General features: G+C 61.6%; 5 protein-coding genes and 4 tRNA genes. 4 read left to right on the forward strand and 5 right to left on the reverse strand.

Going from position 1 to position 6,424, the window contains the following annotated elements; all coding sequences use genetic code 11:
- The 3 genes from P273_RS0109005 to P273_RS0109015 all read right to left on the reverse strand — a co-directional run.
- Window positions 1-259 (reverse strand): CDP-alcohol phosphatidyltransferase family protein (locus tag P273_RS0109005; protein ID WP_024628111.1); only part of this gene is annotated, 259 nt, incomplete at its 3' end.
- A gap of 3 nt (window positions 260-262) precedes the next feature.
- Complete coding sequence (gene thrS, locus P273_RS0109010) at window positions 263-2,308, reverse strand: threonine--tRNA ligase (protein WP_024628112.1); 2,046 nt, start codon at window positions 2,306-2,308, stop codon at window positions 263-265.
- Window positions 2,309-2,384: 76 nt separating this feature from the next.
- On the reverse strand, window positions 2,385-3,215 hold the full coding sequence (locus tag P273_RS0109015; protein ID WP_024628113.1) for a PAC2 family protein: 831 nt from the start codon (window positions 3,213-3,215) through the stop codon (window positions 2,385-2,387).
- A gap of 162 nt (window positions 3,216-3,377) precedes the next feature.
- Here P273_RS0109015 and P273_RS0109020 point away from each other — a divergent pair.
- From P273_RS0109020 to P273_RS0109035, 4 genes are all read left to right on the forward strand, one after another.
- A tRNA-Gly gene (locus P273_RS0109020) sits at window positions 3,378-3,450 on the forward strand.
- A gap of 27 nt (window positions 3,451-3,477) precedes the next feature.
- Window positions 3,478-3,548: transfer RNA gene (locus P273_RS0109025), tRNA-Cys, on the forward strand.
- Window positions 3,549-3,571: 23 nt separating this feature from the next.
- A tRNA-Val gene (locus P273_RS0109030) sits at window positions 3,572-3,643 on the forward strand.
- Between the two features lie 31 nt (window positions 3,644-3,674).
- Window positions 3,675-3,747, forward strand: a tRNA-Val gene (locus P273_RS0109035).
- A 602-nt stretch (window positions 3,748-4,349) separates the two neighbouring features.
- Here P273_RS0109035 and P273_RS0109040 read toward each other — a convergent pair.
- Both P273_RS0109040 and P273_RS0109045 read right to left on the reverse strand, forming a co-directional pair.
- Entirely contained in the window at window positions 4,350-5,003 is a 654-nt protein-coding gene (locus P273_RS0109040; RefSeq protein ID WP_024628114.1) for a transcriptional regulator, read from the reverse strand.
- 754 nt (window positions 5,004-5,757) lie between these two features.
- The coding region (locus tag P273_RS0109045) for a hypothetical protein (protein WP_024628115.1) at window positions 5,758-6,424 on the reverse strand (667 nt) is incomplete at its 5' end.

Here is a 6,424-nt window from a genome sequence, read left to right on the forward strand (position 1 = left end):
AGTCCAGGAAGCCCCCGAACTGGGTGCCACCGCCGGTCAGAGCGGCCACGGAACCATCCAGGGAGTCGAAGGCCACCAGGATGGCCAGGACGATGGCCCCGGGCAGGAGCCAGCCGGTGAACCCGGTCACGATGGCAACCAGGGTGGTGCCTACGGCTCCGCTGATGGTGACACCGTTGGCGCTCACGCCCAGACGAACCAGGCCGCGGGCGATGGGGGCGATGATGCGCTTCCAGGGGCGCCGTAGATGCTCGAACATTGGTCAGTCCTGACTGCAGGAGGTGTTCGCTCGGAAGTCGTCAGCCGAGTTGATCTGGGCGCGGACCTTGATGGCCTCGTTGATCCAGGCGCGAGCCTGCTCCACGGGCACCCCATTGAGCTGGCTGCCATCGCGGAAGCGGAAGGAGACCGCGTTCTTGGAGACGTCCTCCTCGCCGGCGATCAGGATGAAGGGGGCCTTGGACTTGGCCGCGTTGCGGATCTTCTTGCCGAAGCGGTCATCGGAGCGGTCGATCTCGCAGCGGATCATGTCGTCGCGCAGCTGGTCCAGCAGGTGCTCCAGATGGGGGGCGAACTCGTCGGCCACGGGCACGGCCTGCACCTGGACCGGGGCGAGCCAGGCCGGGAAGGCCCCGGCGTAATGCTCCAGCAGGATGGCGAAGAAGCGCTCAATGGAGCCGAAGAGGGCCCGGTGGATCATGACCGGCCGCTGGTGGGAGCCGTCGGCGGCGATGTACTCCAGCTGGAAGCGCTCAGGCAGGTTGAAGTCCAGCTGAATGGTGGAGACCTGCCAGGTGCGCCCGATGGCGTCCCGGGCCTGCACGGAGATCTTGGGTCCGTAGAAGGCGGCGCCCTCGGGGTCGTCAACCAGTTCCAGGCCGGAGTCCTTGGCCACCTCAGCCAGGGTGTTGGTGGCCTCCTCCCAGACCTCGTCGGAGCCGACGAACTTGTTGGGATCCTTGGTGGACAACTCCAGGTAGAAGTCGTTGAGGCCGAAGTCCTTGAGCACCTTGAGCACGAACTGGAGCAGGTTGGTCAGCTCACCCTTCATCTGGTCCCGGGTGCAGTAGATGTGGGAGTCGTCCTGGGTCAGACCGCGCACGCGGGTCAGGCCGTGGACCTCGCCGGACTTCTCGTAGCGGTAGACGGTGCCGAACTCGAACAGCCGCAGGGGCAGCTCCTTGTAGGAGCGCTGGCGGGACTTGAAGATCAGGTTGTGCATGGGGCAGTTCATGGGCTTCAGGTAGTAGTCGAAGCCCTGGCGGGTCACCTTGCCGTTGGCATCCTTCTCCTCGTCCAGGTGCATGGGCGGGTACATGCCGTCCTTGTACCACTGCAGGTGGCCCGAAATCTCGTAAAGGTGGCCCTTGGTGATGTGTGGGGTCTGCACGAAGGAGTAGCCGTTGCGCCGGTGCATCTGCCGGGAGTAGTCCTCCATGGCGTTGATGATGGCCGCGCCCTTGGGGTGGAAGACGGGCAGGCCGGGGCCGATCTCGTCCGGGAAGGAGAAGAGGTCCATCTCGGCGCCCAGCTTGCGGTGGTCGCGGCGGGCGGCCTCCTCCAGACGGGCGGTGTAGGCCTTCATGTCGTCCTTGTTGGCCCAGGCGGTGCCGTAGATGCGCTGGAGCATAGGGTTCTTCTCGTCCCCACGCCAGTAGGCGGCAGCCGTGCGCATGAGCTTGAAGCAGCGGATGTAGCGGGTGTTGGGCAGGTGTGGGCCCCGGCAGAGGTCCTTCCAGACCGTGTTGCCCTCACGGTCCAGGTTGTCATACATGGTCAGCTCGCCGCCGGTGGCCACCTCGGTGGCCTCCTCGCTGTTGATCTCGGCCTCCTTGGCCCCGATCAACTCCAGCTTGTAGGGCTGGTCGGCCTCCTCCTTGCGGGCCTCCTCCTCGGTGACCACGCGCCGGCGGAAGCTCTGGGAGGACTTGATGATCCGCTTCATCCGCTGCTCAATCTGCTTGAGGTCGTCGGGGGTGAAGGGCTTGTCCACGTCGAAGTCGTAGTAGAAGCCGTCCTTGATGACCGGGCCGATGCCCAACTTGGCGTCCGGACGGATCTCCTGGACGGCCTGGGCCATGACGTGGGTGGCCGAGTGCCGCATGATGGCCAGTCCCTGGTCGCTCTCCAGCGTGATGGGCTCGACCTTGTCGCCCTCGTGCAGGGGTGTGTAGAGGTCGCGTGGCTGCCCGTTGAGGTCGACGGCGATGATGTCCTTGTCGTCAGCAAAAAGCTGGACGCCAGTCTGATCCGCCGCCACCTCCTTCCGTTCGCCCTTGACGATGATGGAGATGCTCGACTGTGTCATGAATGCCGTCCTTGCTATCGGAGCCCGCGTTACAGGGTGCAGGCTGGACATGGTTATCGTGCCACAGCCTAGGTCGTCACTCAGACAAGGAGGGGCCTTTGTTGCCCATGGAGCGCAGATAATCCTCGGCCTCACGGACCAGCTCTTCGGCGGCTGGCTCGTCCACCTGGGCCTGGTCGACATCCATCTCCAGACGGTGGACGTAGTTGGCCAGGTCGTCGTTGCAGCGCAGCAGCATGCCGGCCTGGGCCTTCCACTCGGCGGCCTTGCGGGGCAGCTCCCCCTCGTCAAGGTGAACGCCAAGCATGGCCGAGAGCCTCTGCAGCAGCTGCAGGGTGCCCTGGGCGCACTCGTCGCTGCCCAGGTACTGGGGCACGGAGACCCAGATGGACTCGGTGCTGTAGCCGTCCTGGGTGGCCAGGGCATCCAGAACGGTGGGGATGCCTATGGGGCCGGAATGGCCGTCGGTGTCGGTCTTGGGCTGGTCGCCGGCCAGGTCGTCGATGGGCAGGGGCCTGGTGTGGGGGCAGTCGGCGAACATGGCGCCCAGGGTGATGATGGCCTCGGCCTCGTCGTCTTCGGCCCAGTGGATGCTGCGCCGGCAGAAGTCGCTCCAGTGGTAGTTGGGCTCCGGGCCCATCTCCAGCAGCAGGGTGTGGGTGTCATCAATCTGCACCCGGTAGATCTTGGTGGAGGGCCAGATGATCCGCCGCCTACCCTGCACATGGCAGAGCATGGGCCGTGACATCTGGTAGTCATAGAACCCATCGCCCGGAATGCTGCCGATCTCGTGGGACTCGTAGACGTTCAACAGGTGGCGGATGACGTTGGTCGAGGCTGAGCACGCATCGTTCCAGCCATCGAAGGCGGCCACCATGGTGCAGTGCTGCCTGGCTTCTTCACTCATACCTCTCACCCTACCGGTAGGAAGCCTTGTATTTGGCGGCTTTGCCATCAGCGGAGGGTGGCTCTATGACGCGGCGACACGCGCTTTTTGCCAAGTGCGGGGGTCTACGCTACAGTAGTGCAACGTGCTTCGGCAGTCACCACCACGGTGAAAGTTGAAAGTGCGGGCATAGCTTAGTTGGTAAAGCGCGACCTTGCCAAGGTCGAGACCGCGGGTCCGAGTCCCGTTGCCCGCTCGAGGTTTCGAGCAGTTTAACCAATACGGTGGGTTAGCCAAGCGGTTAGGCAGCGGCCTGCAAAGCCGTATAGACGAGTTCGACTCTCGTACCCACCTCTCTCTCGAAACGAGAATGACCCGGGCGGTTGGCGCAGAGGTAGCGCACTTCCCTGACACGGAAGGGGTCACTGGTTCGAATCCAGTATCGCCCACGAGGATCACTTCGGTGGTCTTTCCCAATCCGGGCGATTGGCGCAGCGGCTAGCGCACTTCGTTCACACCGAAGGGGTCGCAGGTTCGATTCCTGCATCGCCCACCTGGATCTTCTACCTCTCCCCTATCTTCCATCTAGAGACAGTTTTCAGTCAGTAATTGATGACTACAAATCTTCTCAATTATCAGTGATCGTATTCCCTCGTGATCCCCGACTAATGATTCCTTCTGCAGGAATTTAGGTAATAAATTATTGTTACCAATACAAACGAGGTTTGCTCTTCATGCTCACTTACAGTGCCCGTATCCGCTGAATTGCGCACCAGCTGACGCTTGCCATGCCGGTTGTCATGGCGGATAGCGAACAGGGTGTTGAGCATGTCCGGGACCTTGTGATAATTTGCTCTTAGCAACAGGTCGGGGGACCTGCCAGAAACGGGAGTACCTGATGCATCCTTGAAGAGGTGATAGCATGAAGAAAGGCCTAGGCCAATGAGGGCACGTAACTAGCCTGGCTGAATCTGCAATGCACCGCAGCTTGAGGAAACTGTGGTCTCCCCGTTTTACCTATGAAATACTTGCGTGGTCTGTGTGTGTGGCCACGTTCCGGTTGTCGCCAGTGGCGGCGGCCGTGCTGTAAAGCTCCTCCGGCGGCACAGAAATATACCCCCCTCTCCTGCCGCCGGAGGTTTTACTTTTCCGGCCCTATTTGAGGGCCTGCAGGTACCGGTAAAGGGTGGGAATCGAAATCTTGAGCTCGGGGGCTACGATGCCTACCGCGCCCTTGATGAGGAAGATGCCCCGGTCCTTGATGTTGCGGATGATGTCCAGCCTGTCCTGCTTGGTCAGCTTGTCCATGGGGATGTTGAACTGGCGGACCTCATCCCTGGTGATCCTACGGATGTTCTCCGCGGGCTCCTCGCTCATGTGGCTGCGCGAGGTCTCCGTGGAGATCTGCACATCGTCGGAGTCGATCGAGGACAGGGTCTGCAGCACATGGGCGGCCTGTTGCAGCTCGGTGATGTTGATGCTGATGCAGAGCAGACCAATGACGGTCTGCTCCTGGTTGCGGATCAGGTAGGAGGAGACGCGGAACTCGTGCTTGTTCAGGCGGCGCCCACGGTAGTCGGAGACGAAGTCGGCCCCGTCCTGGTCGGCCCGTGTGGCCAGCTGGAGCGTCTGGTCCGTAATCCCGTCGCCCAGGGAGCGTCCGGAGAGCTGTCCGTTGCGGATGAAGACGATGGAATTCTCCGGGCGGGTGATGTCATGCACAACAATCTCGGCCATAGGACCGAAGGAATCGGCTATGAATTCTGACAGGGGAAATACCTGTTCAAGGTTGTCTACTGTGAAATGCATGGCTGATCCTCAACATCCTAACAGGGCGGCTTGTAGCCACCGGTTGGTGCTGCGGGAAGCGAAAGGTATTGGATGGCGTGATATGGTCCATCACCTCCATACCAGCCAATCGGCCTCCTCTAATCCCGTATATTAGACCTTCTTTTGCGCACTTCCGTCCTTTACATACGGCCTATTGAGACCGCAGGAGTGCCGAAGTGCCGAAGGGGTTTTCATGGTAACGCAAGAAGGCGGCTGAATCTTGCTTTTCGCAAACCCGGCCAGTCGTAATGGACTCGGCGTCGTAACGGAGCTGATTTTTACCAATCCTGCAGGACAGAAAGAGGCAAGATGATCGGTAATCATAGGAAACCAAGTAATTCAGAAGCGGGGCATCAGTACCTGTATGGTTCCTAGGACAAGACGCAAGAACAATGTGAGTCTGGTCACGTGTTTTGGTATCAGCTTGATCTGAAAGCGACTTTGCCAAAGATATCGAACTGGCTTACGTGGGGGCACATAATGGAATGAGTGAACAGCGGCCAGGCTGGCTGGAGGCTGCTGAGTCTCTTGGCCGGCCTGGCCGTGTTTCCTCCTCTCCCGGGCGGAGGCGGGGGCGTGCATGCCTGCCCTCGGCTTCCGCCTGCAGAAGTGTGGTGGGGGCGCGGGAGGGAAGTGTCGGCTCTCTTGGGGTTTGAACCTTCAGTGACACGTTCCTCCCTGCTCCCCCTATGTGGGCCGGGGGCGGGGGGATTGATACGCCGCCCGGCCGCTCTTACTCGTGCGAAGCGTGAAGCAGTTGGTGTTGTTCCCTGCGGTGACGGCGTGAGGCCAGCACCCCGCCCATGCCGGTCATGCCCGTGGTGAGGGCGAGCAGGATGCCCTCCCCTCCGGCCTTGGGGAGCACGCCTGCGGGCAGGTACGTGTATCGGAGGGAGGTGTCCGGCGTTTGGGGTGCGCCGCCCAGCGTGTAGTCCACGCTGACCGTGACCGTGCCCGGCTGGTGCGCGGGCGTGAGCACAGTCACGCTGTTGCCGTCGCCGCGCGTCAGGTTCGTGCCGGCATTGCTGTCGAATCTGACGCCGGTGATCACCAGCTGCAGGTTGAACGACACCGGCACAGGAACAGTCGATGGGCTGGTGGTGCCGTTGCCGAGCTGGCCGTAGCGGTTGTATCCCCATGCGTAGGCGTTCCCGTCGCTGTCCAGGGCCAGCGAATGAGAGTATCCGGCGCTTACCTGTGTGGCTTGCAGTCCTTTGCTCGCATCGGTGGGGCTGGCGGGGTCACGCACGTGCACAGGAACAGACAAATTGCTGGTGGTGTTGTTGCCGAGCTGGCCATAGTAGTTGTTTCCCCAGGCGTAGGCGTTGCCGTCGCTGCCCACGGCCAGCGAATTATCGCCTCCGGCGCTGATCTGCACGTAGGTGAAATCCTTGGGCAGG

It is taken from the genome of Bifidobacterium sp. A11 (genome assembly GCF_000499185.1).
In the GTDB taxonomy this organism is placed as follows: Bacteria; Actinomycetota; Actinomycetes; order Actinomycetales; family Bifidobacteriaceae; genus Bombiscardovia; species Bombiscardovia mizhiensis.